This is a genomic window from Natrinema altunense (assembly GCF_000731985.1).
Lineage (GTDB): Archaea > Halobacteriota > Halobacteria > Halobacteriales > Natrialbaceae > Natrinema > Natrinema altunense.
This window is the reverse complement of sequence record NZ_JNCS01000006.1, coordinates 79,251-104,490: the sequence shown is the minus strand read 5'-3', so window position 1 is coordinate 104,490 and position 25,240 is coordinate 79,251. Positions and strand designations below refer to the sequence as shown.

General features: G+C 64.5%; 26 protein-coding genes. 11 read left to right on the top strand and 15 right to left on the bottom strand.

Features of this window, described 5'->3' with window-relative positions; all coding sequences use genetic code 11:
* Window positions 1–1,437 carry a sulfatase gene (locus tag ALTAJ2_RS12385; protein ID WP_049899686.1) on the bottom strand — a complete coding sequence of 479 codons (1,437 nt, stop codon included), beginning with the start codon at window positions 1,435–1,437 and terminating at the stop codon, window positions 1–3.
* Between the two features lie 401 nt (window positions 1,438–1,838).
* On the opposite strand from ALTAJ2_RS12385, the gene ALTAJ2_RS12380 reads away from it, so the two are divergent.
* The 3 genes from ALTAJ2_RS12380 to ALTAJ2_RS12370 all read left to right on the top strand — a co-directional run bounded on the left by ALTAJ2_RS12380 (window position 1,839) and on the right by ALTAJ2_RS12370 (window position 4,883).
* Window positions 1,839–2,858: a DUF1611 domain-containing protein gene (locus ALTAJ2_RS12380; protein WP_007107836.1), complete on the top strand. Its 1,020-nt coding sequence runs from the start codon at window positions 1,839–1,841 to the stop codon at window positions 2,856–2,858.
* A 1-nt stretch (window position 2,859) separates the two neighbouring features.
* A complete protein-coding gene (locus tag ALTAJ2_RS12375) occupies window positions 2,860–3,912 on the top strand; it encodes a dipeptide epimerase (protein ID WP_007107837.1) in 1,053 nt (350 codons plus the stop codon).
* A 92-nt stretch (window positions 3,913–4,004) separates the two neighbouring features.
* A complete protein-coding gene (locus tag ALTAJ2_RS12370) occupies window positions 4,005–4,883 on the top strand; it encodes a hypothetical protein (protein WP_007107838.1) in 879 nt (292 codons plus the stop codon).
* A 311-nt stretch (window positions 4,884–5,194) separates the two neighbouring features.
* Here the strand turns inward: ALTAJ2_RS12370 and ALTAJ2_RS19765 are convergent, their stop codons facing one another.
* The 6 genes from ALTAJ2_RS19765 to ALTAJ2_RS12345 all read right to left on the bottom strand — a co-directional run bounded on the left by ALTAJ2_RS19765 (window position 5,195) and on the right by ALTAJ2_RS12345 (window position 9,306).
* Window positions 5,195–5,362 (bottom strand): hypothetical protein, encoded by a 168-nt coding sequence (locus tag ALTAJ2_RS19765; RefSeq protein ID WP_006186252.1) that lies wholly within the window; start codon window positions 5,360–5,362, stop codon window positions 5,195–5,197.
* Between the two features lie 366 nt (window positions 5,363–5,728).
* Window positions 5,729–6,043 carry a DUF7344 domain-containing protein gene (locus tag ALTAJ2_RS12365; RefSeq protein ID WP_449289155.1) on the bottom strand — a complete coding sequence of 105 codons (315 nt, stop codon included), beginning with the start codon at window positions 6,041–6,043 and terminating at the stop codon, window positions 5,729–5,731.
* A 189-nt stretch (window positions 6,044–6,232) separates the two neighbouring features.
* Window positions 6,233–6,421, bottom strand: coding sequence for a hypothetical protein (locus ALTAJ2_RS12360; protein ID WP_007107840.1), 189 nt, complete (start codon window positions 6,419–6,421; stop codon window positions 6,233–6,235).
* Window positions 6,422–6,518: 97 nt separating this feature from the next.
* A complete protein-coding gene (locus ALTAJ2_RS12355; protein ID WP_007107841.1) occupies window positions 6,519–6,965 on the bottom strand; it encodes an AAA family ATPase in 447 nt (148 codons plus the stop codon).
* A 169-nt stretch (window positions 6,966–7,134) separates the two neighbouring features.
* The gene (locus tag ALTAJ2_RS12350; RefSeq protein WP_007107842.1) at window positions 7,135–8,166 is read right to left on the bottom strand and encodes a hypothetical protein; all 1,032 of its coding nucleotides are present in this window, start codon (window positions 8,164–8,166) and stop codon (window positions 7,135–7,137) included.
* A gap of 90 nt (window positions 8,167–8,256) precedes the next feature.
* Complete coding sequence (locus ALTAJ2_RS12345; protein WP_007107843.1) at window positions 8,257–9,306, bottom strand: hypothetical protein; 1,050 nt, start codon at window positions 9,304–9,306, stop codon at window positions 8,257–8,259.
* Window positions 9,307–9,523: 217 nt separating this feature from the next.
* On the opposite strand from ALTAJ2_RS12345, the gene ALTAJ2_RS12340 reads away from it, so the two are divergent.
* Window positions 9,524–10,024, top strand: a complete 501-nt coding sequence (locus ALTAJ2_RS12340) for an FxLYD domain-containing protein (RefSeq protein WP_007107844.1) — start codon at window positions 9,524–9,526, stop codon at window positions 10,022–10,024.
* A gap of 60 nt (window positions 10,025–10,084) precedes the next feature.
* Here the strand turns inward: ALTAJ2_RS12340 and ALTAJ2_RS12335 are convergent, their stop codons facing one another.
* From ALTAJ2_RS12335 to ALTAJ2_RS12320, 4 genes are all read right to left on the bottom strand, one after another.
* Window positions 10,085–10,432 (bottom strand): CBS domain-containing protein, encoded by a 348-nt coding sequence (locus tag ALTAJ2_RS12335; protein ID WP_007107845.1) that lies wholly within the window; start codon window positions 10,430–10,432, stop codon window positions 10,085–10,087.
* Between the two features lie 219 nt (window positions 10,433–10,651).
* Complete coding sequence (locus ALTAJ2_RS12330; protein ID WP_007107846.1) at window positions 10,652–11,488, bottom strand: PspA/IM30 family protein; 837 nt, start codon at window positions 11,486–11,488, stop codon at window positions 10,652–10,654.
* Between the two features lie 67 nt (window positions 11,489–11,555).
* Window positions 11,556–12,101 carry a helix-turn-helix transcriptional regulator gene (locus tag ALTAJ2_RS12325; RefSeq protein WP_007107847.1) on the bottom strand — a complete coding sequence of 182 codons (546 nt, stop codon included), beginning with the start codon at window positions 12,099–12,101 and terminating at the stop codon, window positions 11,556–11,558.
* A 101-nt stretch (window positions 12,102–12,202) separates the two neighbouring features.
* Window positions 12,203–12,868, bottom strand: coding sequence for a hypothetical protein (locus tag ALTAJ2_RS12320; RefSeq protein ID WP_007107848.1), 666 nt, complete (start codon window positions 12,866–12,868; stop codon window positions 12,203–12,205).
* Between the two features lie 238 nt (window positions 12,869–13,106).
* Between ALTAJ2_RS12320 and ALTAJ2_RS12315 the strand changes: the two genes are divergently transcribed.
* From ALTAJ2_RS12315 to ALTAJ2_RS19205, 4 genes are all read left to right on the top strand, one after another.
* Entirely contained in the window at window positions 13,107–14,630 is a 1,524-nt protein-coding gene (locus tag ALTAJ2_RS12315; RefSeq protein WP_007107849.1) for a hypothetical protein, read from the top strand.
* A gap of 143 nt (window positions 14,631–14,773) precedes the next feature.
* Window positions 14,774–15,388 carry an alpha/beta hydrolase gene (locus ALTAJ2_RS12310; protein ID WP_007107850.1) on the top strand — a complete coding sequence of 205 codons (615 nt, stop codon included), beginning with the start codon at window positions 14,774–14,776 and terminating at the stop codon, window positions 15,386–15,388.
* A gap of 281 nt (window positions 15,389–15,669) precedes the next feature.
* A complete protein-coding gene (locus tag ALTAJ2_RS12305) occupies window positions 15,670–16,224 on the top strand; it encodes an FRG domain-containing protein (protein ID WP_007107851.1) in 555 nt (184 codons plus the stop codon).
* A gap of 610 nt (window positions 16,225–16,834) precedes the next feature.
* A complete protein-coding gene (locus tag ALTAJ2_RS19205; protein ID WP_144240246.1) occupies window positions 16,835–17,026 on the top strand; it encodes a hypothetical protein in 192 nt (63 codons plus the stop codon).
* 273 nt (window positions 17,027–17,299) lie between these two features.
* Here ALTAJ2_RS19205 and ALTAJ2_RS12300 read toward each other — a convergent pair whose 3' ends face one another.
* From ALTAJ2_RS12300 to ALTAJ2_RS12285, 3 genes are all read right to left on the bottom strand, one after another.
* On the bottom strand, window positions 17,300–19,180 hold the full coding sequence (locus ALTAJ2_RS12300) for an ATP-binding protein (RefSeq protein ID WP_007107852.1): 1,881 nt from the start codon (window positions 19,178–19,180) through the stop codon (window positions 17,300–17,302).
* A 56-nt stretch (window positions 19,181–19,236) separates the two neighbouring features.
* Window positions 19,237–20,022: a cohesin domain-containing protein gene (locus ALTAJ2_RS12295; RefSeq protein ID WP_007107853.1), complete on the bottom strand. Its 786-nt coding sequence runs from the start codon at window positions 20,020–20,022 to the stop codon at window positions 19,237–19,239.
* A 165-nt stretch (window positions 20,023–20,187) separates the two neighbouring features.
* Window positions 20,188–20,808: a DUF7344 domain-containing protein gene (locus tag ALTAJ2_RS12285; protein WP_007107855.1), complete on the bottom strand. Its 621-nt coding sequence runs from the start codon at window positions 20,806–20,808 to the stop codon at window positions 20,188–20,190.
* Between the two features lie 421 nt (window positions 20,809–21,229).
* Between ALTAJ2_RS12285 and ALTAJ2_RS12280 the strand changes: the two genes are divergently transcribed.
* Window positions 21,230–21,562, top strand: a complete 333-nt coding sequence (locus tag ALTAJ2_RS12280) for a DUF7113 family protein (protein ID WP_007107856.1) — start codon at window positions 21,230–21,232, stop codon at window positions 21,560–21,562.
* Window positions 21,563–21,696: 134 nt separating this feature from the next.
* Here the strand turns inward: ALTAJ2_RS12280 and ALTAJ2_RS12275 are convergent, their stop codons facing one another.
* The gene (locus tag ALTAJ2_RS12275; protein WP_007107857.1) at window positions 21,697–22,974 is read right to left on the bottom strand and encodes a DNA double-strand break repair nuclease NurA; all 1,278 of its coding nucleotides are present in this window, start codon (window positions 22,972–22,974) and stop codon (window positions 21,697–21,699) included.
* Between the two features lie 125 nt (window positions 22,975–23,099).
* Here ALTAJ2_RS12275 and ALTAJ2_RS12270 point away from each other — a divergent pair, with 125 nt between their 5' ends.
* Together ALTAJ2_RS12270 and ALTAJ2_RS12265 are read left to right on the top strand one after the other, a co-directional pair.
* Window positions 23,100–23,378 (top strand): hypothetical protein, encoded by a 279-nt coding sequence (locus ALTAJ2_RS12270; protein WP_081603318.1) that lies wholly within the window; start codon window positions 23,100–23,102, stop codon window positions 23,376–23,378.
* A 210-nt stretch (window positions 23,379–23,588) separates the two neighbouring features.
* On the top strand, window positions 23,589–25,142 hold the full coding sequence (locus tag ALTAJ2_RS12265) for an HTTM domain-containing protein (RefSeq protein ID WP_007107859.1): 1,554 nt from the start codon (window positions 23,589–23,591) through the stop codon (window positions 25,140–25,142).
* Window positions 25,143–25,240: the final 98 nt, after the last annotated feature.

The window sequence follows — 25,240 nt, the reverse complement described above, 5'->3', positions numbered from 1 at the left end:
TTAGCGGTAGCCGAGTGCCGACAACCGTGCCTCGAGGTCCTCGTCGACGTCCTCGTCGTCGGCCGTCGCCTCGTCGTCGCGGTCCCGGAGCGTGTTCGCATGCGCCGTCGCGACCGGCGCGAGCGATTCGATCACGTCCCGCTGTTCGGGCGTCGGCTCCGTCGCGAGGTTCGTTTGCTGTCGCGGATCGTCGGGCCGATAGTACAGTTCGGGCTCCCCGGTCGCGACGTTTTCGATGTAGGTCCAGTCCCGATCCCGGACGCTGACGAGGAGGTCACCGTCCGCGAGCGAGCGCGGAATCGGTTGGGCCGTCACCGACTCGTCCCGGACCGTGACCGAGACGACCGGGTCGTCGGCGGGCGACTCGTCCCCGACGACGCTGGGGACGAGCGTGTCGCCGGTCCACGACGCCGGGGCCTCGACGTCCAGCAGATCGGTCACCGTCGGGGAGATCGAATCGAGTCCGACCTGCCCCTCGACTCGGCCCCCCTCGGTGCCGGGAACGTCGACGATGAGCGGGACCCGAATCAGTTCGTCGTACAACTTCGGATAGTGGGCGAGATGGCCGTGTTCCTGGAACTCCTCGCCGTGGTCCCCCGCCAGAACGACCGCGGTGTCGTCGGCGAGGTCGTTCGCCGAGAGCGTCTCGAGGAGTCGCCCGATGCTCGCGTCGACCTGTCGGACCGCCGCCTGATAGAGCGTTCGAAGGTCCGAGAGGGTGCGATCGCTGACGCCCAGCCCCAGTCCGGTCCGGGTGTGGGCGAGCAGCATTCTGTGGGTCCCGACCCGGTCGTCCGAGACCTCGCGGATGTAGCGCGGGGCGGGGACGTACGGCGTGTGGGCGTCCATGTAGTGGACCCAGAGGAAGAACGGCGACGACGTCTCCGCGACGAACTCGCTCGCGGCGTGCTCGACGTCGAACAGTCGGGACGTGTCCAGGAACGGCCGGTCGTCGGTCTCGCCGCGGAGCCACGACCCCGCGCGGCGGACCGGCGAGGCGGCCAACTGGAGCCAGGCCTCGACGGTGGGATGCGTCGCGAGATAGCGGCTGTAGACGCTCGAGCCGACGTTCGCGACGAACGAGTCGAACTCGTCGAACCCGTCGTCGTATCCCCAGTGGGTCGTGAGAAAGCCGTTCGCGGCGTTGAACCCGCCGGTCGCGACGCCCGCGTCCGAGACGGTCTCCGCGAGCGTCGGGGACTCCTCGACGCCGATCCGTCCGTCGTCGGCGAACACGGGCCGCGAGGAGAGGATCGACGGGAACGAAAAGGGCGTCCAGTTACCGGTCGCGAAGGCCCGGTCGAAGACGGTCCCGCGGTCGGCGAGGGAATCCATGACCGGCGTGTGGCGGTCGCTTTCGTACGGACCGATCGCGTCCGCCCGCAGCGAGTCGACCGTGACGAGCACGACGTTCGAAACCGATGTATCGGATGTCATTCGTTTCAGCACTCCCGCCGAGCAATGTCAGTTCGACGTACTGATTCGGTCCCACAGAACGATGTCGACAGAACCGTCGCGAATCGGCCCCGTACCGACCCGTCCGAACTGGTGGAACACGAAGTTGTGGTCGAATCGGGTGGTAACCGGAATGAGAGTTTCGGTATCCACGAAATAGTAAAAACACATTGACAATATTCGCTCTCGAATACCCTCTCCGTCTTTAATTTAATACTATTTACATCCGACATTTCGACACTCGTCGTTCGCCGCCGATCACCGCCCGCTCCGATCACTTTCTCTCGTCGGATGACACCAATTGATTACTGAAACTAGATGTATTGGCTCTTTACTGGACTGGCCACCAATAGTATAAGTGATTACTTCATCTCTCTCCGGGTATGCGTGTCGCAATTCTCGCACACGAGAAATTCCCCGACCGAGCCAAGACAGCACTCGGCGTCCTCCGGTACGCCGATCACGACGTCGTCGCCGTCCTCGATCGAGCGAACGACGGCCGACGCGTCGCGGACCTCGTTCCCGACGTCCAGGACGCACCGATCGTCTCCGGCATGGCCGACCTCGAGCCGGACGCCGTCGACACCCTGCTGATCGGGATCGCACCGATCGGCGGCGGCTTCGACGAGAGCTGGCGCGAAGACGTGCGGACGGCCCTCGAGTACGGCTGTGACGTGATTTCCGGATTGCACTACTTCCTCGCGGACGACGAGGAGTTCGCCCGGCTGGCGGCCGACAACGACTGCGAGATTCGCGACGTTCGAAACCCGCCGGCCGATCTCACGGTTGCCGACGGCGTCGCCGACCAGGTCGACGCCGAGGTGATCCTCACCGTCGGCACCGACTGTTCGGTCGGCAAGATGACGACGACGATGGAACTCGCCCGCGACGCCCGCGCAGCCGGCCACGACGCCGCCGTTATCCCGACCGGCCAGACCGGGATCATGATCGAGGGCTGGGGCACGCCGATCGATCGCGTCGTCAGCGACTTCGCCGCGGGCGCGGTCGAGGAACTGATCCTCGAGAAGGGCGACGATCACGACTACCTGTTCGTCGAGGGGCAGGGCAGCATCGTCCACCCGGCGTACTCGGCGGTCACGCTCGGCATCCTCCACGGGTCGATGGCCGACACGCTCGTGCTCTGTCACAACGCCGGCCAGGACGCGGTACACGGCTACGAATCGGTCGCGCTGCCGTCGATGCAGACCTATATCGATCTCTACGAGAGCATCGCCGCGCCGGTCGCGGACAGTCGAGTCGTCGCCGGGGCGCTCAACACCGCCAGCCTCGAGAGCGACGAGCGAGCCCGCGAGGCCGTCGACGAGTACGCCGACGCGCTCGACCGCCCCGCGACCGACGTGATCCGCTTCGGAACCGACGAGTTGCTCGAGGTGCTGTGCTGAGATGGGCCTCGAGACCGCCGTCGAACGCCGCTCGCTCCCCCTCGAGTACCCGTTCGGGATCGCCCGGGGAACGACGACCGAGACCGAGGTGCTCTTCGTCCGGATCGACGCCGACGACGGCACAACGGGCCTCGGCGCTGCCGCGCCGGCGACCCACTACGGCGAGACCGCCGACACCGTCGCGGCCGTCCTGCCCGACCTCCTCGCGGTCGTCGAGGACGTCGGCGATCCCCACCAACTCGAGCGGATCGAACGGCGCATGCGCGACACGGTCCGGCGGAATCCGGCCGCACGGACCGCAGTGAGCATCGCCCTCCACGACCTCGTCGCGAAACGGCTCGCGGTCCCGCTGTACCGGTACTGGGGACTCGACCCCGACGACGCCCCCACGACGTCCTACACCATCGGGCTGGACGACCTCGAGACGATGCGCGAGAAGACCGAAACGGCCGTCGATCGAGGGTACGGCACGCTGAAAGTCAAACTCGGCACCGACCGCGATCTCGAGATCGTCCGGACGATCCGGTCGGTCGCGCCCGACGTGCGACTGTTCGTCGACGCGAACGAGGCCTGGACGCCGCGCGAAGCGGTCGCGAAGATCGACCGCCTCGCCGAGTTCGACCTCATGTTCGTCGAACAACCGGTCCCGGCCGAGGACCCCGAGGGACTGCGGTTCGTCTCCGAGCGGTCGGCGCTGCCGATCGCCGCCGACGAGTCGTGTATCACGCTCGCGGACATTCCCCGGATCGCCGACCGCTGTGACATCGCGAACCTGAAGCTGATGAAATGCGGCGGCCTGCGGGAAGCCAGGCGGATGATCAGCGCCGCTCGCGCCCACGGCCTCGAAGTGATGTGCGGCTGTATGACCGAATCCAACGCCTCGATCGCGGCGGCCTGTCACCTCGCGCCGCTGCTCGACTACGCCGATCTCGACGGCTCGCTCCTTCTGGCCGACGATCCCGCCGACGGCGTTCCGATGCCCGACGGCCGGATCGATCTCGGTGGCCTCGAGCGCCCGGGAACGGGTGCCGTCCTCGAGTCGGCGGGCGACTGACGCGCCGTCCCTCGACGACTGTCGGTTGGGGCGATTTTCAGTCCGAGCGGCAACGGGGTTTCATACCGTCGGTCGATGTGGACCGTGCTGGGATGGACGACAGTAACGGCGAACGAACCGTGGCCCGACGAGCGCTGCTCCGAGCGTCGGCCGGGACGGTCGCGCTTTCGGGCATCGGCAGCGCACACGCCACCGGGGGGACGGGGGATGCCGCAGGCGTCTCGCAGTTCGACGACGACTGTCCGGAGGCCACCCTCGAGCCCAGTATGACCGACTGCGAGGGGGCGACGACGGAGGGCTGTGCGGACGATCACCCGGCGACGACCGCCCTCCGATCGTCCGTGACCGACGCCCTCGAGACGCGGTATCCCGACGTGGACGCGCTGCTCGACGCGGGGTACAAACCGTACTTCGACACGCTCGAGATGGGCGACGACAGCTGGTCACACTGGCTCAACCCGGCGTTCATCGGCGACGACGAACTGCTGGACCCCACCCGGCCGGAGTCGGTCCTCGTCGACAACCAGTCGTGGCGATCCCTCGGCGTCATGTTCATCGCGACGAACGAGGGGGAGCCGGTCGAGCCGCCGGCGGTATACGGCACGGACGACGACGAGCAACGGTGTTCGCCGTGGCACGCCCACACCGGCCTTCCCGGCCGGTTCGCGTGGTGGTTCTATCGACAGACCTACGAGCAGTCGTCCACGGACGACCTCCTCGAGTTCCCCTGCCGAACGCCCTGTATGCTCCACGTCTGGCGGGTCGACCACCCCGAAAGCGTCTACGCGCACGACGCGCCCCCCGACGAATACCGCGACCTGCCACCCGCGGACGACCCCGCGTTCGAGACCGACGCGGTCCCCGGCGAGGACGACCTCGACTGGACCGCGCTGCCGGAGACGATCGTCCCCGATCGGCTGCCCGCCGATCTCTCCCCGACCGCCCCGTTCGCGCTCGAGTTCGGTCGCTAACTCGAACCTCGAGCGCGAACGGAGACACACCGGGAACGCGGCGCGCTGACGACTGCCAGATGGAGCGACGGACCGGCAGCCGATCCGTCCGAACGCTGCCGCTCGCACTGAGCGGGCGCGCTCGATCCGTCGCCGAGACGCGCCGAAAAACTGCGCGCCGACGGTAGTACTGAGTCGACGCCTCGTCCCGACCCGAGGCCCGCTTCCGGACCGACCGCCCGGCGACCGCTGTCGGTTGGGTGGTGGTGGTGATTTCGAACGGCAGGGCCGACCGGTCGGCTACCCGCCGGGACTCGCGGCCGAGCCCCGGCTCAGTCCTCGCGGTGGACGAGCGCGGGCGGCACCGAACAGCCACAGGGACTGACCGACGCCGTCATCGGGCCGGAGACGGTGAGGAACGCGATCCGCCGCCCACAGCGTGGACAGTCGGGCGGTGCCGACGACGCAGCATCGTCGCTCGCCGCCCCGTCGCTACCCATCGCACCCACCACTCACACGCCGTGACAACAGCGAGGCTACTCGTGTCGGGCGATTCGGCTGTCGTGCGGGACGTTTATATCCCGGTAGAATGTACGCAATCATGCTTCGAAACCCTCGCGGGTTTGGAAGCGAAGTCTCGGGTGCTGGATCCACCCGGGACGTTTCGATACGTCCCCTGCTTCTGGAGACCCGCTTCCGTCCTAATCGTTGTCCCATACTAACTTATATCTACTGTTACTTCCGTGAAAGCGAGTCGCATCCGTTGGGGGTGGGTCCCCGCCTCGAGCGGCCCTCCCGGTTCTCGGCTAACTCACCGTCCAACGAGGGGAGACAGTACGCGGGACGGTTCCCACGACGCGTTCGTACTACAACCAGTCATCCGGGAGTTCGTCCTTGTTATTGATCATCATCTCCAAGAGCGGTCTGATTTCGTCGAACTCCGGCCCCTTCGTTACCTCGTGGGTGTCCCGGTCCCAGTCGATGAACCCGTAGTCCTCCAACAGCGGCAGGTGCGTATGTTTCATCTCGGTGAGTAACCTCGCTTCTTCCGTCTCGGTCGTTTCGATATCGTCAGTGTAGAGTTTCGATTCATCCTCTGGATTGTGTGATAGCATGTGGACTAACAATCGACGGCGCTGGACATTCACAACTGATCGGAAAAATCCATCTATATTGGACATACGCCCCCATAGGGGCGAAGCAACTTAAGTAGCAAACATATTCACTCGAATTAATTTTTTGATTAACCGGGTGACAACGATCACACGTCGCCGACGGCTGCGTTACCCCCCAACTACGTTCCACCCGGAGAGGCCGTCACCACTCGCGCCACCGGGGAGCAGGATCGGGTTTCTCGAGTCCGTCCCGGGTCAGACTCCCCCGCCGCTCAATTCGTCGAGACCGACCAGTAGGAGAAAGACCGGCAGGACAAGGACGAGAATGATCGCAAGGTACGCACTAGCCGTGACTATCAGCCCGGCGTTCCCGGACCCCGTCCGGAGGAAGATCATCAAGACGAACCACAGCGTCAGCGTCTGAAAGAGATCCATCAGGTCCATGCGTCCGCCGCATATTAGTTACCTCATTGTCAAATTTCTGTCGGTCCGTTTTCACGCCCGCGGCTCAGCGGGACGGCCGCCGCCGGACAACCCCGACTCACTCGCGCCAGCCACCGATCACGGCCGTGATCCGGTCGGCCGCCTCGTCAGGCCCGTACTCGTCGGTATCGATCTCGAGGTCGGCGTCCGGCTCGTCGAACTCCCGATACACGACGTGGACGCCCTGCTCGTCGATCGGCTCCGCCCGGTGGCGATTGCGCTCGAGGCAGGTCTCGAGGCTCGCGGTCACGTGGACGATTCGCACGTCGCCCAGCGCCCGAATCCTTGTCTGCCACTGCCGCCGGTAGAACGTCCCGTCGGCCAGCGTGATCCCCGTCTCCGGCGCGTCGGCGACCCGCTCGGCCAGTCGCTCGTAGGTCCGCCTCGAGAAGTCGTCGGAGTGGACCGTCCGGACCCGAACGCCGCGGTCCGCGAGCCGAGCGCGGACGCGGGCCGTAATCGTAGTCTTGCCCGCGCCCGGCGGCCCGCAGATGACGACGATCACGGCCGTCGGTAGCCGCCGAGGGCATACCAATGGCGGGGATCGTCGCTCGTCGTCCGACGACCGCTCGAGCGAGCCGGAACCGTCGTGTTCGTCGGTCGGCCGAACGGACTCACATCGGTCCGAAACAGCGACCGCAGGAGGCGACGGGAAGCCGGCGACGGCGGGCGACTCAGCCCAGGTCCTCGTCGCGTTCGGACTCCCGGAGGATAAACGGCCCCATGGCGAGGGTCCGCTTGGCGACGGTCGCGATCCGGAGGATGAAGGCGATAAAGACGATGAACGGCGCGAGACCGACGACGAACCCCGCGCTGGTCAGCCAGACGAGGTTGTCGATACCAAACAGCGTCCCGGGGAGCGCGTTGCCGTCGATGTACATCATCAGGGCCCCCATCACCGCCAGCGCGGGCACGGAAATATAGAGGAGCGCCCGCGAGAGGTTGATCAGTTCCCACTGGAAGTACAGCGTCTTGAAGTGCTCGCGGGCCGGGCCGAAGAACGTCAGCACCTCGATCATGTCGCCGATCTCGTCGTCGGCCTCGTCCGACAGTTCGCCGCCGTAGTCGGCCCGGATCTTCCGGGCGTCGTGGATCTTCCGGGAGTAGTTGAAGTTGAGCGCGTTCCAGATCACGTCGAACGAGCCGAACTGTGCGTTCTCGAGGTCGTCCTTGACGACCCGTGCGTTTTCGGTGATGTCGTCCACGTAGTCGGAGACGGTCGTCTGAATGTCGTCGCCGTGATCGGCCGCCACCGTCGACTCGAACTCGTGCGCTTCCCGTTCGATACCGTCGACGAGTTCGTAGAGGAAGGCCGCGGGTTCGGGCGGGAGTACCTCCTCGTCGTCGAGGGCGGCCTCGGTATCGCCGCGAAACTCCATGGCGGCCTGCATGCGTTCTCGCTGGTCACCGACCGCGCCGAGTTCCTGGGACAGCACCAGTTGGTTGAGCGTGACGACGATCGACGTTCCCGTGATGATCGCACCGATGAACGCCGAGAAGATCCAGAACGTGCCGTTGTGCCGGGCGACGATGATCCGCAGGGGTGTCAATCCGAGTCGACTGGCGACGACCAGAACGGCGAAGACGGCCACCAACACGACCACCGTGAACAGCCACCGGTTCATCCGAAGCAACACCCACAGCCGCAGACCGCCGACGCCGGTCCGTTGACTCAACACGCCGCTCGTCGAGTCCGAATCGCTCATTGCGTGTGCAACACGGATGACAACGACGGATAAAATACCCACGCGGGGGTGCGGGCCGACCGAAAGGCGGGGCTCGTCAACCGGGTGCGGCTACCGATCCTCGCCGTAGGTCACGTCGAACGGCCCTTTATCGGGGTCCTTTTGCGGGATCATCGGGCCGACCGACGCGGTGCGGCGCGTGACGGTCGCGGTCCGGAGGATGTAGGAGACGAGCAGCGCCAGCGGCAAGAGGACGACGACGATCAACGCGCTCACGACGTAGGGGAGCGCAGCCGAACTGACGTTCGGGCCGGCGACGTCGGCGTAGAGGAGTCCGATGAGAATGGCCGACAGGATCGACGGCACCCCACAGTAGACCGTGAGCTGCGAGAACCGGGTGAGTTCCCGCTGCAGGTACGTCGTCTTGAACTGCTCCCCGGCCACGCTGAACAGTTTCAGGTCGTCGATCAGTTCGTCGAACTGGTCCGTCGCAGCCGGCGACAACGAATCGTCGTAAGCGTTTCGCAGATGGGTCGCGACGTACAGGTGCCAGGCCTCGTCGTAGTCGATCGCCGCCGACACGGCCGAGAACGTCCCGAACGCCGACCCCTCGAGCGTTTCGTCGACCCGATCGGCCCGCTTTTGGACGTCGTTGGTGTACCTGACGACCGTCTCGCGGACGTCGTCATCGTGATCGGCGACGATGGCCGCGAGTTCGACGGCGTCGTGTCGGATCGATTTGATAAGCAACTCGAGTACTCTCGTGGGCGCGGTCGGTGTCGCTGGAACGGCCGCCTCGTCCGCCACGGCTTCGCGAAACGCCACGACGTTTTCGAACCGGTCGCGTGCTTTCCCCACCGCGCCGAACTCCTGAGAGAGGATGAGTTGGTTGACCGAGACGACCAGCGTCACGAGCGAGAACGTGCCCGCGATCATGCCGCTCGCGACGCGCGTGACGGGGCTCGGATTGACGAAGTTGATGACGCCGAGTTCGTGGAGGCTGACGAGCAGCGCGAGGATAGCAGTTGAAAGCAGCGCCGTGACGACCAATCGGTTGCCCCGGATCAGGAACCACTCGTGGAACCGCGTCAACGGCCCTGTCTGCCTCCCCACGTCGGCTCCATAGGACTCGAGCGTCTCGTCGGTCTCGGCGGAACCCATGGCAGTACCGTCCACCGACCCGACAATAAGGGCCTGCGTTGCACACACCGTTCCCAGCGGTACGCACCGGATCGACGCCGCCCGCACCGACGGACCGACTCGAGCGACCCGTCGACGGCGAACGGCCGTTTCAAGGCCTACACTGAAATGTATCCGCGATGTCCGTCCGGCACATGCTTAGTGTGGGAATCGACGCGCGGCCGACCGTTCGCCGGCGATGACCCGATCGGATCCGACGGACCGACGGCGGGTACTCGCATCGCTCGGGACCGGACTCGCGGCCGCGGCCGCCGGCTGTCTCGGCGGCGACGGACTCGGCGGCCAGCCGACCTACGAGGAGGGACGCGTCACCGTCAGCAACGCCACCAGCAGGAACGCGACCCAGATGTCCACGGCGGCAGCGCTCGCACAGCAACAGCCCACCAACTCGGTGACGCCGCTCGACTCCCTCGAACTACGTACCCACGAGTTCGTCGTCGAGGACGGCTATCTGGGCTCGACGATCCAAGGAACGGTCGCGAATACGGGATCCGATCGAATCCAACTCGTCGAAGTACGAACGCGCGTCTACGACGACGCCGACACCCTCCTCGGGAGCTACCTCGCCAGCACCGGCGACCTCGACGGGAACTCGACGTGGGCGTTTCAGGTCATCGTCCTCGAGTCACCGTCGGACGTCGCCGGCTACGATATCACCGTTCTGGGAACCCCTTCGTGATCGGTGCGAGCGTCGGCCGTCTGACTGCGAACGGCGTGAACGCCGACCGGAACGATCCGATCAATCAGTCGCCGCGTCGTGGAGTTCGTCCGCGACCCCGTCGTAGACGGTCTCGACGCTCACCGCGAGCGTGTACGCTGGCCGTCCCTTCCCGGTCGGCGACGTTTCGGCCGAATCGATCTCCTCGACGAAGTCCTCGTCCTCGAGTCGGTAGAGCGAGCGAATGACGTCGGCTTCGGTGATCGTTCCGACGACCTCCGTGTCGACCGCGGGCAGTTGCTGCTGGCAGTGCCGGCGGAGGTCGTGAGTCTGGACCGGCGTCTCGTCCTCGCGGGTGAGTTCAGCGACACCGAGCAGGACGACCTGGGCGGTCAGCGGGATGGACTCGATCGGTGACTCGTCACTCATACCGGAAACTTCACCATGAACGGTGGTAACCGTTTCTCCTCCATTCGGACCGCTCACCGGCGATCGATTGGCATCCCTCCGCGTCAGTACACCGATCACCGACCGCGATTGAAGTGAAGTTCTTGTGACAGTACTTCGGTCGCCGTCGCTCTCCCGCTCGGTCCCATGGCAACTGATAGAACGGGCGGTCGCTCTCCCAGCAGTTCGGCCGCCCGCGAGTTAGTTCTCTTCGTCCTGTAGCTCCGCCAGTTCGGCCTCGACTTCGTCCTGCTCACCGTTCTCGAGGTCGGTGAGTTCGGCCTCGTCGACCTCGGCCGCCGCGTCGGCCTCGGCGTCCCCGCCGGACGCCGCCTCCGTGTCGGCCCCGACGTCGGACTTGAGCGTCTCGAGTTCGGCCTCGACGCCGCTGTCGGTCGATAGCTGCTCGAGTTCGCGATCGATGTTGTCCTTGTCCGAGAGCACGTCGTCGAACGCACCGGACTCGTGGAGTTCGTCCATGGCGGCGGCGCGGGCCTCCATGTCCTCGGTCTGTTCCTCGGCGCGCTCGATGGCGCGGCCGACGTCCTCGAACTCCTCGCCGGTCGCCGTCATCGCCTCCGAGACGGTGGAACTGGCCTTCGCCGCCTCGTGGCGGGCTTTCATCGTCTCCTTTTTCGTCCGGAACTCCTCGATGCGGCTCTGGAGTTCGTTCTTCTGTTCGATCAGCCGATCTTGCTGGTTCTGGAGGTCCGAAATCTGGCGCTCGAGGTCCTCGATCTGGTTCATCTTCGTCTTCTTCTTCTCCAAGGCGCGTCGCGCCAGATCCTCGCGGTCCTGTTGGACGGCAGTTCGTGCCTGATCGTTGTGTTTCTCGACGTTCTCCTCGAGTCGGCGTTTCTGCATCTCGAGGCGTTTTTTCTGCGTCGTGAGATCGGCGATACCCCGCTTGACCTGCTGGAGTTGGTCGCGCATCTGCTCGTAGGAGTAGTCCAGCGTTTCGGTCGGATCCTCGGCCCGGTTGAGCACCGAGTTGAGCTTCGATCGGATGACGTAGGAGGTCCGAGAGAGGATGCCCATACTCGCTACGTATCGTTCCCCGGCCTTAAAAACATCACTTCGGCAACAGTCGGTCTCCCCGCGTCGCTCACAGGAGCATGACGACGTTCCCGGTTCCGCGTCGCTTCCGTTCGACGAGGGCCTTGCTCTCGAGGCTATCGAGGGTCCTGCTGACGGTCGCTTTCGAGAGGTCGGTCTCGTCGACGATCTCCCGTTGCGGTCGGACGCCGTCGGCGTCGAGGACCGCCTCGTAGACGACGCGTTCCGTGGCCCCCAACTCGTCGGCTTGCTCCTCCCACTCCCGTCGCCGTGTCTCGAGGAGTTCGTCGCTTCCCCGACCCGCAGAACTCCCGTCGGTCGCGACCCGCCCCCGATCGGGATCGGCACTCGAGTCTGATCGGCCGTCCAGTAGCAGGGCCGTCCCGCTCGCGCCGAGGAGACACGCGGCCACGGCGATGATGCCGACTTCCCGATACGTGAAGTAGCTGCCGACCGTGGTCACGTCGCCACCGGGGCCGCTCGAAGCGACCACGAGCTGTGGCGGGTTCAGGAGCTGTCCGACGAGGGCGACCGTCGACGCCACGAGGACGGTCGCCGTGATGAATCGCGTATCGCGGAGGGCTCGGGGGAACATGGATCAACGACGAGGTGTTTGCATCTAAGTATCATCGGTTTGTCGTCGCGCGGACCGGCCGGAGACGGTGTGCGTTCGCTTCGGACGCGTCTCGAGGCGTCTCACTCCGCGACGACCTCCAGCCGAAGCATGCGTTCGACGGACTCCGATTCGAGATCGACCACGGTCCGGTACGCCGCGTTTGTACCGACGGGCTCGACGATCACGAGCGCGCGATCGTCGCGGATCGCCGACGCGTTCCGAGCGACCATGACCGCGCCGTTCGAGCCGTTCGACCGCGTCTCGAACGCGGGCTCACCGGTCCCGTCCGCCCGCGCTCTCCGATCCCGTTCGGGATCGACCGCGGCCAACGCCGCCCGATCGCGGGGGAGTTCGCCCGCCTGAATCGGCAGTACGGTGAGGGTCGCCCCGCCGGTCGTTGCCAAGCGGTCGGCGATCGTCTCGTTCGAGAGGACGGTTCGCTTCGCGAGTCGCCGGTGGTGCTCGCTCAACGCCGGGATGTCACGGGGCTCCGTCGTCACCGAGATCCCGCCGTCGCCGTCGGTGATCTCGATGCGCTCGAGGTCACGGACGTCGGTCACGATCGTCGTCTCCGTCCCATCGCCCCGTGCGAACGTCAGCGCTCCGTCGTCGACCGCGAACGTCCCGGCGGTATCGGTCGTCATCGCCGACGTGACGCCGGCGACGTTCGCGAACGCGGCGACGCTGAGTCCGAGGACGAGCAGGGACGCGATCAGGACGACTCGAGCCGGATCGACGGCGACCATCGTCCCGGTGACACGTGTACCGAACTATGAAAACTCCGGTTCGAGATCAGTTGGAACGACTGAAACGGGGATGAAACACGCGTGAAACGCGTTCCGAACGCGTTTCGCGGCCGTTTCCAACGGGGTTTGAAATGGGCTTTCTCCCAACGGTCGACCGGAGCGATCCGATGCCCCGGGCCGAGACGGTTGTGCGGCCCCGATCGGGGCGCTCGGATCGCCGTCCACGAACGTGGTCCCCATGAAACGAGATTACAAGTACGCGATGTACGTGCTCGCACTCGCGACGACCGTGGCCCTCGCAGCGGGGGTCCTCGTCGTCACGGGTGAGCCGGGCACGGACGACACCCGACACGCACAACTCGACGATACTGACGTCGAACTACTCGGCGACCAGGACGCGCTGACCGCCGACGAACGCGATCGACTCCCACACCTCGTCTGGGAGAACGAGAACGTGCGCAGCTACTTCGACGATCCCGACGCCCTGACGTTCGAGGTCTCCGAGCGTACGACCTACGACGAGGACGCCGGCGAGTTCGTCCCCGCCGACGACGCGGTTCAGGTCCAAGTTTCGCCCGCCGACGAGCGGCTCCCGTACGCGTTCGTGACGGTCGACCTGGACGAAGACACGGCCAGCCTTGAACAGGGCTTCCACTCGGTCGACGACGTCGACATCGAATTCGGCGAGGGCACGCACCGATTGACCGACGACGAGCGCGATCGGATCGCGGAACTCCTGCTGGACGACCCCGACATCGAGTGGGAGATCAAGACGCTGCTCGACGAACCGGACGCCGTCGACGCGTCCGTCGTCGACCGCGAGGGTGACGTGGTGAGTGTCACGCTCGCTGCGTCCGACGGACACTCGTCGGCGGTCGACGCCGATGTTGATCTCGCGTCCGGATCCGTCGAGAACCTGTCCGTTTCCGGCGCACTGACCGTAAACGTAAGCGAGAGCGAGTCCGTTACCGTCGACACCGAAGCCGACGGGAACGGAACCTACGTGCTCTCTGGGAACGCGAGCGAAACGATTTCCGCCGACGCCGTGACCAACGAATCGGTGGCCGGAACGACGGTCGAAGTCACTACCCCGAACGAGACGGAAACGAGCGTCGAACTCGACGGCGTCACCGTTTCACTAGTCGAGCACCGCGAGTCGCTTTCGGAACACGATCCCGAGGAGTTCGCGGCGCTCGTCTGGGCGAGCGAGGACGTTCGGCGGTACTTCGACGACCCCGAAACGATCGAGATGGACGTGAAACAGGACCGAGAACTCGATGCGGAAACCGGCGAGTTTACGCCTACCGACACGAGGACCGTCCGCGTCACGCCGACGGACGACCGACTCCCCAGCGCGGTCGCAGTGGTTGATCCAGCGGCGGAGACGGTGACGGTGAAACGCGGCCTTCCGGCACTCGAGTCCGTCGACCTCGAGTTCACCGACGAAACGAGTCTAGTGACCGATGCCGACCGTGACCTGATCGAGGAGGTCGTCCGTGCCGACGACGCCGCGAGCTACACCATCCAGAGTCAGTTCGACGATCCCGACGAACTGAACGCGACCGTCACGGCCGCGACCGGCGACGGGCCGGAGACGGTAACCGTGGAACTGGCACCCCCGGACGTCGAGACGGCGTCAGTATCGGTGACCGTCGATCTCGAGAATCGGACGGTGACACGATCGTTCGTCGTGTTCGAGACGCTCGATATCGAGGTGACCGATATCGAGGACGGCGACTACGAAATCGAGACCGCCGAGTAACCCGACCGAATCCGCGACGCTCTCCACGCGATTCGTCCCCGCTGACGCATTGTCCTCCCTCCAGTATTTGTTATCCAACCTCATCGATCGGCTCGCTCCCTGCAGAGGCTGACTTTGATTATCGACCGGCGGAAACGCCCACCATGGACGTGTTGCTCCCCGGCGGACGCGACGTTCGCGGGACGCTCTCGGAACCGGACGGTAACCCAGCGGCCGTCGTCGTCGCCTGCCCGCCACATCCCCAACACGGCGGCTCGAGACGCGATCCGCGGCTCGTCGCCGTCAGCGACGCCCTGGTCGCGGCCGATATCGCCTGCCTGCGCTTCGATTACGGGTCGTGGGACGAGGGTCACGGCGAACGGGCGGACGTTCGCAACGCCATCCGGTGGGCTCGCGACGAGTACGACGGCACCGATTCGCTCCCGGTCGGCGTCTTCGGCTACAGTTTCGGCGCGTCGGAGAGCCTGCTCGCGTCGGCAGCGACACCCCCCGACGCCGTCGCCGCCCTCGCTCCGACGGCGCGACTCGAGGGCGACCTCGACGCCGCCGCGGCGCTCGCCGATCTCGAGGTCCCGGTGTGCGTCCTCTACGGCGAGCGCGATACGACCGCCGACTGGGAGCCGGTGGTCGACCGCGCGCGAGACCGCGGCGACGAAACGAACGCACTGGCTGGCGATCACTTCTTCCTCGGGAAACACGACGAAATCGCGGCGACGGTGCGCTCGTTCTTCGAGCGGGCGCTGCTCGCGTCGACGTGACCGGTCGGCCGCGAAAACGCTCTCGAGCGCCGGTCAGTCACCGCCGCACGTGAGAATCGCTTTTCACTGCCCGGCGAGTACTCCGGCCACCGTGATAGCGAGCCGGGACCGAGTGCGACGCGGCCGCGGGCCCCGATGACCGCCGATCACGCCGACTCGGTCCAGCGAGCCAACACGTGGACCGAACTCCAGCGATTGATCGCCGAGGAAATGTGGATGGGCGACATCGGCCGCCACCGCTCGCCGTACGTGTTCCGCGGCGTTTCGGACGAGTCGGGGGAGTGGCACCTCGAGCCGCTGTTGCTCCGGAACTTCCCCAGTATGCGAGAAGCGAGATCGATGCACCGCGCTCGGTCTGGCACCTGCTCGCGATCGCCCAGCATTACGGGCTTCCGACCCGCCTCCTCGACTGGTCGTTCTCGCCGCTCGTCGCGGCGTACTTCGCGACTCGGAGCGGCGACACGGAGCACGACGGCGCGATCTGGGCCCTCGATTATCGGAAACTACACGCCGACCTCCCAGACCCCTATCAGGACGTGCTCGAGGGGACGGAGACGGACATGCTCGACACGCACCTCCTCTCGAACGCCACCCTCGAGTACGGACTGCGCGAGGACGCGAACGGCGACGAACTGGCCCCAGACCGCAACCTCAACGAGGTGTCCCGCGTGACCGAACTCTGGCAGGAGCGGTGGGATCCCGAAAACGAGCGCGGCGACGAGTACGAAGGGTCAGCGTTCGCTTCACACACGTACGTAACGCCACTTTCGGAATCGGACCTAGTGAAATCATCATCCGAGAGTTGCCCCAGAGTCGGACAAGTGATCGTGAAGTAGCGTTCAAGACAAATGAAGCAGGCCCCGGAGCGACGCTCGATATTTGTAGGAATCGTTCACCCTCGCCTCCTGGGTCTAGAAGAGCCATTGCACAACTTGTTATGGTTTCAACGGGAGTTTGACCCGCCCATCCGAGCGCATGACCTCTCTATTGCGGTCGGGCCATGCAAGTAATCGATTCCGAAGAAGTTCGCCGTTTGTTGTTTCCGGATCGTACCCTGCAACCTTCGCAGTAATGGTTAAAACGATCCAACCACCATACCCGAGAATAACAGTCACTCCCGTCAGTACGACGATTGATACGATCACCCGTAGAAGACGTATCCGGAACCGAACATCCGGGGTATCCGAATCACCAGTAGGTGTCATGTTTCTGACCATTCCTCATAGATACTTAAATATTGTTCGCAGTTCTCTCTTGAAGAATCTTGAGGAGAGCTCACGGAACGATGCTGCTTGTCCTTTGTAGAGGGTGTCATAGAACGGCTCTCACACCACCTATGTGAGTACCCTGATTCCATAAGTACAGGCCAATCAAATAACGAAGTAGCAATTAACTCTGTCCTTTATTAACAGAAGGCATATATTATAGAAATAATATACATTATGTATGGGTGATGACCAGTATTTGATGTTAACAGCACATCTTCGTGCGATTCGTTCGGCTATCGTTGCCTTAGCGTTTGCAGTTCTTGCTGTTGCGACTATTATAAGTGGTGACAAATCATGGACAGCCTATCTGCTTTTCATTAGTATCGCTATTTGTGTGTATTCCTTTATTCAGACTGCTGATAATCCGTAGCTCAATCTATCGTGTTCCATATGCAGACCCACTTATCGGGCAATTCACCGTAGAGGTTGCTGTAATCAACACCATGAGAAGACTTCTATGACACCCTCCTTTGTACTCAAATCGTTCTACAAAAATACAGCGAGAGTGCCTCGGGGCTTGTCCCCGAGGTACTTCACGAACGATATTTGTAGTGGAGAGGGAACCAGCGTTCAGTTCGCATCCGTAGTGAGCGATCACTCTTCACAGTCCGGCGGCTACAAGGTTCCGGAAACGTCGAGCGACTCAGTCCCGCCCGTGGCGAGTCAGACACGTCGGCAGCCCGATCAGTTCCACCGGCTCGGAGTTGTCGGGCGAGTAGACGACCATCTGCCCTTTCTCCATGTAGGGCACTTTGGACTCGAGGTTGCTGGGGATGTTCACGCTCTTGATGGCGTCCTCGTCGCCGAGGTTGAGCACGACGGTGGTGTTGATCTGTTTGAAGACGGCGTCGTGGATGTCCTGTGGGTCCTGCGTGATGAGAAAGAGGCCGAGCCGTTCCTTTCGGCCCTGCTTGGCGGCCTCGGTGAATTTCGTGATGACCTTCCCCGCCTGAACCGAATCGGCGTCGGTCAGGAAGTTGTGGGCCTCGTCCATCCCCAGCACGAGCGGGGTCTCCTTGATTCGGTCGTAGTCCGGATCGTTCGAGAGTTTCTGATCGATGAGCAGCGAGGAGACCGCGAGGACGATCGTCTCGGTCGCTCTGCTATCGGTGATGTGATAAGTCGGCACCACGGTCAACCCGCCGGGGCGGACGAAGTCGTGGACGAGATCGGTGATCGGACGCGCGTCCTGGTCGAAGACGTGGCCGAAGCCGAGCACGCGCCGCCGAACGGCGTCGAAGGTCGCCTCGTGGACCCGCCCCGACTCGTCGAGTTCCTCGCGCAGAGCCGGATCGTCGAGAAACGTCGTGAACTCCTCGTACGTTCCACCGTTGCCGTACTGCTTCCGGAACCGCGGCAGGAGGACGGTCGTGAGCGCGCCGTACTGGTTGTCGTTCAACCCGCTGCCCGCGACCAGCCACGGGTTGTCGTGGACCATCGAAAAGGGGATAGTAAACTCGACCTGTTCCGCGCGGTGATGACCCGCCGCGTACGACGCCGACCCCACTTTCGGGATGAAGGCAGTCGTATCGTCGTGGCCGCCGTAGGCGATCCCCTCGCGCTCGAGGTGGCGCGCGAACTCCCCGTCCAAGTCGGGGTTGTCGTCGTGCATCTGGGCGTACTCGTCCTGCGGGTCGAACTGGACGACGGCGGGGCTGACCTCGCGGCCATCGGCCATCGGATAGGTTCGCTCCTCGGCGAGGTACTGACGGAGGATGTTCTTCGCGCCGTGGGTCTTCCCCGACCCCGTCCCGCCGGCGATCAGCGAGTGCCGGAAGACGAGCGGATCGCCCGCATCGTAGTCGTCTTTCAGCCGGTAATCGATCGTTGGCGGCGACGCGGCGGTCCGGACCTTCTCGCCGCCGACCGAGAGGTGACCCAGAAAGACCCCGTCGTCGGGTATCTTCAGCCCGGTCTTGATCTCCTCGGTATCGTCGGCCTGCCGGATCACCGTCTGCGGTTTCGGCACGCGATCGGTCATCCGCCGTTTCAACTCGCCGTCGTCGTCGGACTGCGTCCGGCCGCTCGCGGAGCTTCGCTCCGCGCTGTCCTCGTAGAGGACGGCGACGGGCTCGAGTTCGGCGACGAACTTGTAATCGGCCTCGTCGATCTCGTCGGTCCGCATCGCCCGTCGGGCGTGAATCTCCGTCGCGTCGTCGGCGTGATACTGCTGGGCGTACTCGAGGCCGGTGATACGACAGAACAGCGTCTCGCCGTCGGGATAGGGCGCGAGCAGGTAGCTCCCGATGCGGACCGACGACCGGTTGCCGCGGGTGACGTAGGCCCGGAGGGTGGTCTCGTCCCCGTCCTCGGCGACCCGCAGCCCCTGGGAGACGCAGATCGTTCCGATACCGGCGTCCTCGCCGCTGGGTTCGACAGTCGTCGCGTCGAAATCGTCCGTTCCCTCGTCGGTCGTGCCCTCGGAACCCGACGACGACGGCGACGAACCCGCCGCGTCGGCCGCCGAGCCGTCGTCAGTACCGGCATCGGCATCGAAATCGCCGAAGTCGCCCAGATCGCTCATACCAACCCCATCCGGCCCGTCCCACAAACGCGTTTCCCTCCGGTCGGACGGACTGTTTATCGCCCGCGACGGTCAGCGGCGACTACTAACAGCGCTGTCCCCAGCGTGACAACCGTGATCGCGAGCCCGGCGGTAAATCCCGGCACCGGCTCGCTGCTGTCGGTCGCCGCCGATGCGTTCCCGCCCTCGCTCGCGGGGGTCGGCTCCCGCGCCAGTTCGTCGGGATCGGGATGGTCGAACGACTCGAGCGGGTCGGTGCCGCCGTCGATCGCGATCGTCGCGGCGTCGTCGACGACGGCGATCGGCCAGTCCCCGGTGGTCTCGACCGCGGACTCGTCGAACGAGAGCGTCGTCGTCCCGGCCGGCGCGTCCTCGGCGACCCGGACGGTCAGCGTCGCGATCGTCCCCGCGCCGGTCGCACCGTCACCGGCCGGCTCGCGGCGCTGCTCGAGGAGTGCGGTGCCTCGCTCGTCCGCGAGGACCTCGGCGGTGCGAATCGTCGCATCGGACCCGTCGAGCCACGACCCGCGGTCGACGCCCTCGATCTCGAGGTAGTCGGGGTGGTACTGGGCGACGAGCGTCACCGCGTCGATGCCGCCTCCGCCGTGACCGCCCTGACTCCGGAGGGTCACGTCGATTTCGACCGTCTCACCGGGCGCAGCCTGGACCTGCATTCGATCCGGCGAGACGATCGCGACCTGATCGATCGCGGCGACCGTCTCCGCGACGGGCGCGACCGAGAGGGTGAAGACGAACAAGACGGCGAGACCGCCGCGAACGACGTTGCGGTCGCTCGACCCGTCGCGCGGGCGAGTCCCGTCGTCGCATTTCGCGGCGGTCATGTCGTGTTGTCTCCCACTGACGGACGGCACGCTCTTACCGTTTGTCGATCGTGGCGGACGCCCACCGGCCGCCGATCGCACGGCCGCCGGTGGAGACAGCCGGACTGACGGTGGGACACCGAGAACGGATCGCGTCGGCGGATGGCGGCCCGATACGGTCGACGGCTACTCGACGATCGAGACGACCTGATCGTAGCGCGTGACGAGACGGGATTCCTGCTCGTAGCTGATGACGCCGATGTCGGCCATCGCGGGCAGGTGGGAGTGGTGGAGCGCCACCGTCGCGCGCTCGGCGTCGGCGAACGGGTCGCTCTCGTGACCGCTGAGTCGCTCGGCGAGGTGCTCGATCGAGAGCGGTCGATCGCCCGCCTCGAGAACGGAGAGCAGCCGCATCCGAACGGGGTCGACGAGCGTCTCGAGCAGGGTTCGGGCGTTCTCGCTCTCACAGAGGTCGAGCAGCACGGAGAGATCGGCGGGGTGGACCGGCGATTCGTCGACCAGTGCGACGCCGTCGTCGTCCCAGTCGACGATGTCGTAGTCTTCGAGTCGCGGGAGGTGGTTGTGAACGAGAGAGGTCCGAACGTCGTGGCGTGCGTGGCCGTTCGAGCCCGTCGATTCGTCGATCAGTGCCGTCGTCAGTTCAGATAAGGAGAGTCGCGTCTGTCGACAACCGAGCACCTCGAGAACGCGAAGTCGGCGAGGATGGCGAAGAATCTCGTAACACTCCGTCGGAACGGTTTCGAGTGGATCGGGCATGTTGCCGCCGAGGTGAGCGTCCGAACTCATTACACTGACCAACCCCTGCAACGGGGATAAGATCGTTTCCAAAACGATTTGGGCCGGAAATGAGAGTGTTACTTCGATAATCCCTCCGTAACGCGCTGAGGCACTCGTAATCGACGGAAGCGGCTGATTTGTTTTGGAAATGGCGAGAAGTAATCGAGTTCCGATGCCGGTTGAGAATGATCGAACGGAACCAGCGAGATCGTGTGTGCCGTCGTCTTCCGCGGTTCTGGTCGGTTGAATGTCCCGTTCGATGGCGATATAGTTCAACCTTTCAACTAGTTCGCGTGATCGAGCGATAGCCCCGCGGCCGAGAGAGATCGGGTAGGCGGCGGACACACCCGTCGGCACTGATCGAGTGCGCTATTGCCGTTCGCTGGCCGATGCCACGGCATTTTTGCGTCCGCGAGACGTACGATAGCGTATGCTTATGGTACGCGGTCGTGCGGGCGGGACGGAACTCACTGGGACGCTGTACGAACGGGGTGAGCGAGCCCCCACGTTCAGCGGTGCACCCGACGAAGACGCCGCGTACGTCTGGGTCTGCGACGAGTTTTACGAAGTCGACAGCGGCGGGACGACGCAACTCGTCGACGGTCGCGAGGTCAACCTCGCGTTCGAGTCGCCCATGCCGCGCGGTTTCGACACCCGCGAACAGGCTCTTGAGGGGGCCAAAGAGCACGTCCGAACGCAGTTCGCGCGGATCGGCATCGATCCCGACGACGTTTCGCTCGAGGTGGAAAAAAGCGACGGCTAGGGGCAGCCAGCGGGAACGGTTGCCGTCTTCGGATCACGTCGAGCGGGGCCGCCGCGTGCTCCCGACGGGGACACGTGGGTTGCTCGCGCCGACACCGACCGTCCCGCGAAAATCGACCTCGGGACAGACCGTCGCTAATAGGGCTGATCGTCCCATCGATGGTCGTCGTAGGTCCGGTCCTGGGCCGCGTCGAACCGCTCCTCGAGCGTCTCGCGGAGCGACGCCTTCTCCGAGTTGCTGATCCGGGCGAGTTCGTCGGCTTTCGCGACGATGGTCGGCGGACCGTGGGCGATAGCGACGTCCTGTAACAGTTGCATCGTAAGTTGCTCGCGGAGTTCGGGGTCCCTCGTGAACGCGTACGGGGCCTCGATCCGGTACAGCAGATCGTCACGGGGGTCGTAGATCACGAAGAACGTGACCTCGTAGGCCTCGCGGTCGAGGCGACGCTCGACGCCGAGCGCGTCGCCCTCGGCCGACAGCGGTCGATCGACGCCGCCCCGCGAGCGGAACCAGTTCGTATACGAGAGCGACGACGTATCCCGCTCCCAGCGCTCGCCGTCGACGTCGTCGACGTACTCGCCGCGCTCGAGCAAGCGGGTGAACAGCGCCGAGTCGTCGCTCCAGGGCACGCTGATGTCGACGTCTCGCTTCGACTTCAACGTCCGCGTGAGTACGCGCGTCGCGGGGTTTTTGACGAAGCCGACGAGCGGAACGTCGCGTTCGACGAAGTCCTCGACTAACCGCACGTAGTTCTCCAGCACCGTCGTCGGCCGGGGGTCCTCGAGCAGGAAATCGGCGAGGTCGGGATGTTGGTCGGCCCAGCGCAACAGCCCCCGCGGATAGAGCGGACCGTCGAGGACGAGCAGGTCCGAGACCGCGTCGGCGTGATCGCGGGCGTGTTTGCTCTCGGCGAGGTACAGCGCCAGCGCGTGGACGACCCCCTCGGCGAACCGGGGCAGCGGCGGGATCTTGACCGCGCGGCTCCGGCTGTAGCCCGCGTCGAACGTGCCCCAGGTCTCGTCGACCATCATCGTCTCGTCGTTCGAGTGGACCGTCATCACGGTCGTCCGCGACCGGTGGAGATCCAGGTCTGTCGGGGTCGCGCTCATGGCTGCCTGTGCGATGTCGACGACCAGCCCGTTTTTGAACGTCGTCGGGTTGATCGTCCCCGCGTCCAGGCCGTGTTCGCTCGGGAACTCGCGATCGCGCAGGGCGACTCCCTCGCAGTCGACGAGCCGTCGCGCCTGCTCCTCGAGCGGCTCGAGAACCGGTCGCCCGTCGTGGCGCAGGGGATCGAGAAACGACTCCCAGACGGTTTCGGCGAACGCGCGCCGGTCGCGCTCGTCGGTCCCGTGGTCGATCCGCCTCGCGAGCCGCGCAATCCCGTCGAAGTGGACCGGATCGAGGGTCATACCTGGGGTCACCGACCCGACCCGCAAAAAGCCAGTGGTCGCCGGAACGACGCGATTAACTCGAGGGCGGGTAAAATTCTATCAGAAAACGTATGTATGGTCGCGCCGAGAGTCGGAGTATCCCGATGTCCGAGCGAGAATCGGCCGTAACCGCCCGCGACGACCGTGCGATCAATTGGCGACGGACCAGTTCCGGAGTGACCCTCTACGAGGAGGGCACTGCCGACGCCTGGATCCACGCGGAGTTCGAGGCCGGCATCGCGCCGGAACATCGTCTCTTTATGATCTGTGAGGACTGCGGTGCGGTGTTTGCACAGCGAGTCAAACCCGGGAAGGAAACAGTCTGCGGCGACTGCGGCGCGACCTTCGAATACGACGGGGACGCGACCCAGCCGTCGCACTGAGCCATCGAGAGAGCGGTAGGAGACGGATAAACCACGGGTTTTGGAGTGCGCTTCGTCCGTACACACTGTGACTACCGCTTCGGTCGACGATCGCTCGTTTTTCGGCTTCGGTCGGGATGGAGGAAGTCGGTAAAATAAACACTTCAGCTTACAACAAGCTTATGGCGTTTGATACGAAAGCGGGAGAAGCGAATCAATATAGAGTGTACGATGACTCGAGCCCTCCTCACGAACGGACGGAATCGGTTACTGACCGCACTCGATACCGCCTCGGAGTCGTTCGTCCGCCGATTCGAGATCGACCTGCGAGCGCTCGCCGCGTTCCGTATCGCGCTCGGAACGCTGGTGATCGTCGATCTTCTGCTCCGGTCGCGGCACCTCACGGCGTTCTACACTGACGACGGGGTCCTCCCGCTCGAGGCGCTGTTCTCGGACTACTCGTCGGTCTACTCCCTCCACGCGATTTCCGGCGAGGCGTGGGTACAGGCGGTCCTGTTTGTCGTCGCCGGCTGTTTCGCCTTCGCGATGGTCGTCGGCTACCGGACCCGGCTGGCGACGCTGGTTTCGTGGCTGCTGTTGCTCTCGTTGCATACCCGGAATCCGATGGTCCTCAACGGGGGCGACGCCCTCTTTCGGATGCTGCTCTTCTGGGCGATCTTCCTCCCTCTCGGGGAACGCTGGGCGATCGATGCCCGTCGGACTAACCGAGACCGTACGACGGTGGCGTCGGTCGGAACGATGGCCGTCCTTCTGCAGCCGCTACTCATGTACGCAAGCAACGCCATCCACAAATATAGAGGCGATTCATGGATGGCTGGCGATGCGATCGCCAAGACCTTTCGCGCCGATCAGTTTACGATCCTGCTCGGCAACGTCATCGCGGATCAGATACTCCTGTTGCGCGTGTTCACCTACCTTTGGGTGGGTCTCATTCTGCTCTCGCCCTTGCTCGTTATCCTGATGGGGCGCCGACGGGCGATGTTCGCCTCGCTTTTCGTCGGCATGCACCTCGGAATGCTCGTCACGATTCGGGTCGGCATCTTCCCACTGGTCGCCGTTACCGCACTTCTTCCGTTCTATCCGCCCGTCTTCTGGAACTGGCTGGACGCGCTCGCAACTCGAGCCGGGATTGCATCGCAACTCCGGGGCGGGGTAACGCGACTGCAGCGAGATATTCCGACGCTTCCGGTCCCACAGTCCCCGTCGATTCGGCCAGCGCTGTCCCGACTGACCGCGGTCACGAACTCCGGTCGAGTCCTGTTCTCGACGATCTTGCCCGGACTCTTTCTCTTCCTCGTCGTTCTCTCGAGCGCCGGATCAGTCGGATACGACGATATGCCCGATCGCGGCGAAGAGGTCCTCGAGACCGTACAGGCCGAACAGAGCTGGAAGATGTTCGCTCCGGATCCGATCTGGCGGGCCAAGTGGCTCGTTGTGCCGGGCAAACTCGAGGACGGTACGAAAACTGATGTCTACCGTGACACGGATGTCCACTGGAAGAGACCACCCTCGGTCGATCAAACCTACGAAAGCGCCCGGTGGCGAAAGTATATCAAAAACATGCGCTTCGCCGACAACGAGAACCATCGCTCGTACTTCGCGAATTACCTGTGTGGTCGCTGGAACGCCACCCACGAGACGGGCGTCGAGCGACTCACTATCTACGGCCAGACCGATACGGCTGCCCCGTACGAGGAATCGGATATTACCACGTACGAACTGCACGAGTACGACTGTTCGGGCGAGTTCATCCAACGCGAGTAACGACAGTCGAAAGCCCCGCCTTTCTCCGTACTCGAGCCGGGGTGATGTGGACCGGAATTGGGGATCCAGTCTTGCGAACAACGACAGCTAGTTAGGCC

Coding starts and splice junctions, on each gene's coding strand:
- ALTAJ2_RS12350 (WP_007107842.1), bottom strand. CDS start 8,166: ATGAGCGATTCGGACTCGACGAGCGGCGTGTTGAGTCAACGGACCGGC.
- ALTAJ2_RS12295 (WP_007107853.1), bottom strand. CDS start 20,022: ATGACCGCCGCGAAATGCGACGACGGGACTCGCCCGCGCGACGGGTCG.
- ALTAJ2_RS12320 (WP_007107848.1), bottom strand. CDS start 12,868: ATGGTCGCCGTCGATCCGGCTCGAGTCGTCCTGATCGCGTCCCTGCTC.
- ALTAJ2_RS12285 (WP_007107855.1), bottom strand. CDS start 20,808: ATGAGTTCGGACGCTCACCTCGGCGGCAACATGCCCGATCCACTCGAA.
- ALTAJ2_RS12300 (WP_007107852.1), bottom strand. CDS start 19,180: ATGAGCGATCTGGGCGACTTCGGCGATTTCGATGCCGATGCCGGTACT.
- ALTAJ2_RS12280 (WP_007107856.1), top strand. CDS start 21,230: ATGCTTATGGTACGCGGTCGTGCGGGCGGGACGGAACTCACTGGGACG.
- ALTAJ2_RS12315 (WP_007107849.1), top strand. CDS start 13,107: ATGAAACGAGATTACAAGTACGCGATGTACGTGCTCGCACTCGCGACG.
- ALTAJ2_RS12270 (WP_081603318.1), top strand. CDS start 23,100: ATGTCCGAGCGAGAATCGGCCGTAACCGCCCGCGACGACCGTGCGATC.
- ALTAJ2_RS12275 (WP_007107857.1), bottom strand. CDS start 22,974: ATGACCCTCGATCCGGTCCACTTCGACGGGATTGCGCGGCTCGCGAGG.
- ALTAJ2_RS12330 (WP_007107846.1), bottom strand. CDS start 11,488: ATGGGCATCCTCTCTCGGACCTCCTACGTCATCCGATCGAAGCTCAAC.
- ALTAJ2_RS12265 (WP_007107859.1), top strand. CDS start 23,589: ATGACTCGAGCCCTCCTCACGAACGGACGGAATCGGTTACTGACCGCA.
- ALTAJ2_RS12345 (WP_007107843.1), bottom strand. CDS start 9,306: ATGGGTTCCGCCGAGACCGACGAGACGCTCGAGTCCTATGGAGCCGAC.
- ALTAJ2_RS12380 (WP_007107836.1), top strand. CDS start 1,839: ATGCGTGTCGCAATTCTCGCACACGAGAAATTCCCCGACCGAGCCAAG.
- ALTAJ2_RS12310 (WP_007107850.1), top strand. CDS start 14,774: ATGGACGTGTTGCTCCCCGGCGGACGCGACGTTCGCGGGACGCTCTCG.
- ALTAJ2_RS12375 (WP_007107837.1), top strand. CDS start 2,860: ATGGGCCTCGAGACCGCCGTCGAACGCCGCTCGCTCCCCCTCGAGTAC.
- ALTAJ2_RS12365 (WP_449289155.1), bottom strand. CDS start 6,043: ATGTCCAATATAGATGGATTTTTCCGATCAGTTGTGAATGTCCAGCGC.
- ALTAJ2_RS12325 (WP_007107847.1), bottom strand. CDS start 12,101: ATGTTCCCCCGAGCCCTCCGCGATACGCGATTCATCACGGCGACCGTC.
- ALTAJ2_RS12360 (WP_007107840.1), bottom strand. CDS start 6,421: ATGGACCTGATGGATCTCTTTCAGACGCTGACGCTGTGGTTCGTCTTG.
- ALTAJ2_RS12340 (WP_007107844.1), top strand. CDS start 9,524: ATGACCCGATCGGATCCGACGGACCGACGGCGGGTACTCGCATCGCTC.
- ALTAJ2_RS12370 (WP_007107838.1), top strand. CDS start 4,005: ATGGACGACAGTAACGGCGAACGAACCGTGGCCCGACGAGCGCTGCTC.
- ALTAJ2_RS12385 (WP_049899686.1), bottom strand. CDS start 1,437: ATGACATCCGATACATCGGTTTCGAACGTCGTGCTCGTCACGGTCGAC.
- ALTAJ2_RS12335 (WP_007107845.1), bottom strand. CDS start 10,432: ATGAGTGACGAGTCACCGATCGAGTCCATCCCGCTGACCGCCCAGGTC.
- ALTAJ2_RS19765 (WP_006186252.1), bottom strand. CDS start 5,362: ATGGGTAGCGACGGGGCGGCGAGCGACGATGCTGCGTCGTCGGCACCG.
- ALTAJ2_RS19205 (WP_144240246.1), top strand. CDS start 16,835: ATGGGTGATGACCAGTATTTGATGTTAACAGCACATCTTCGTGCGATT.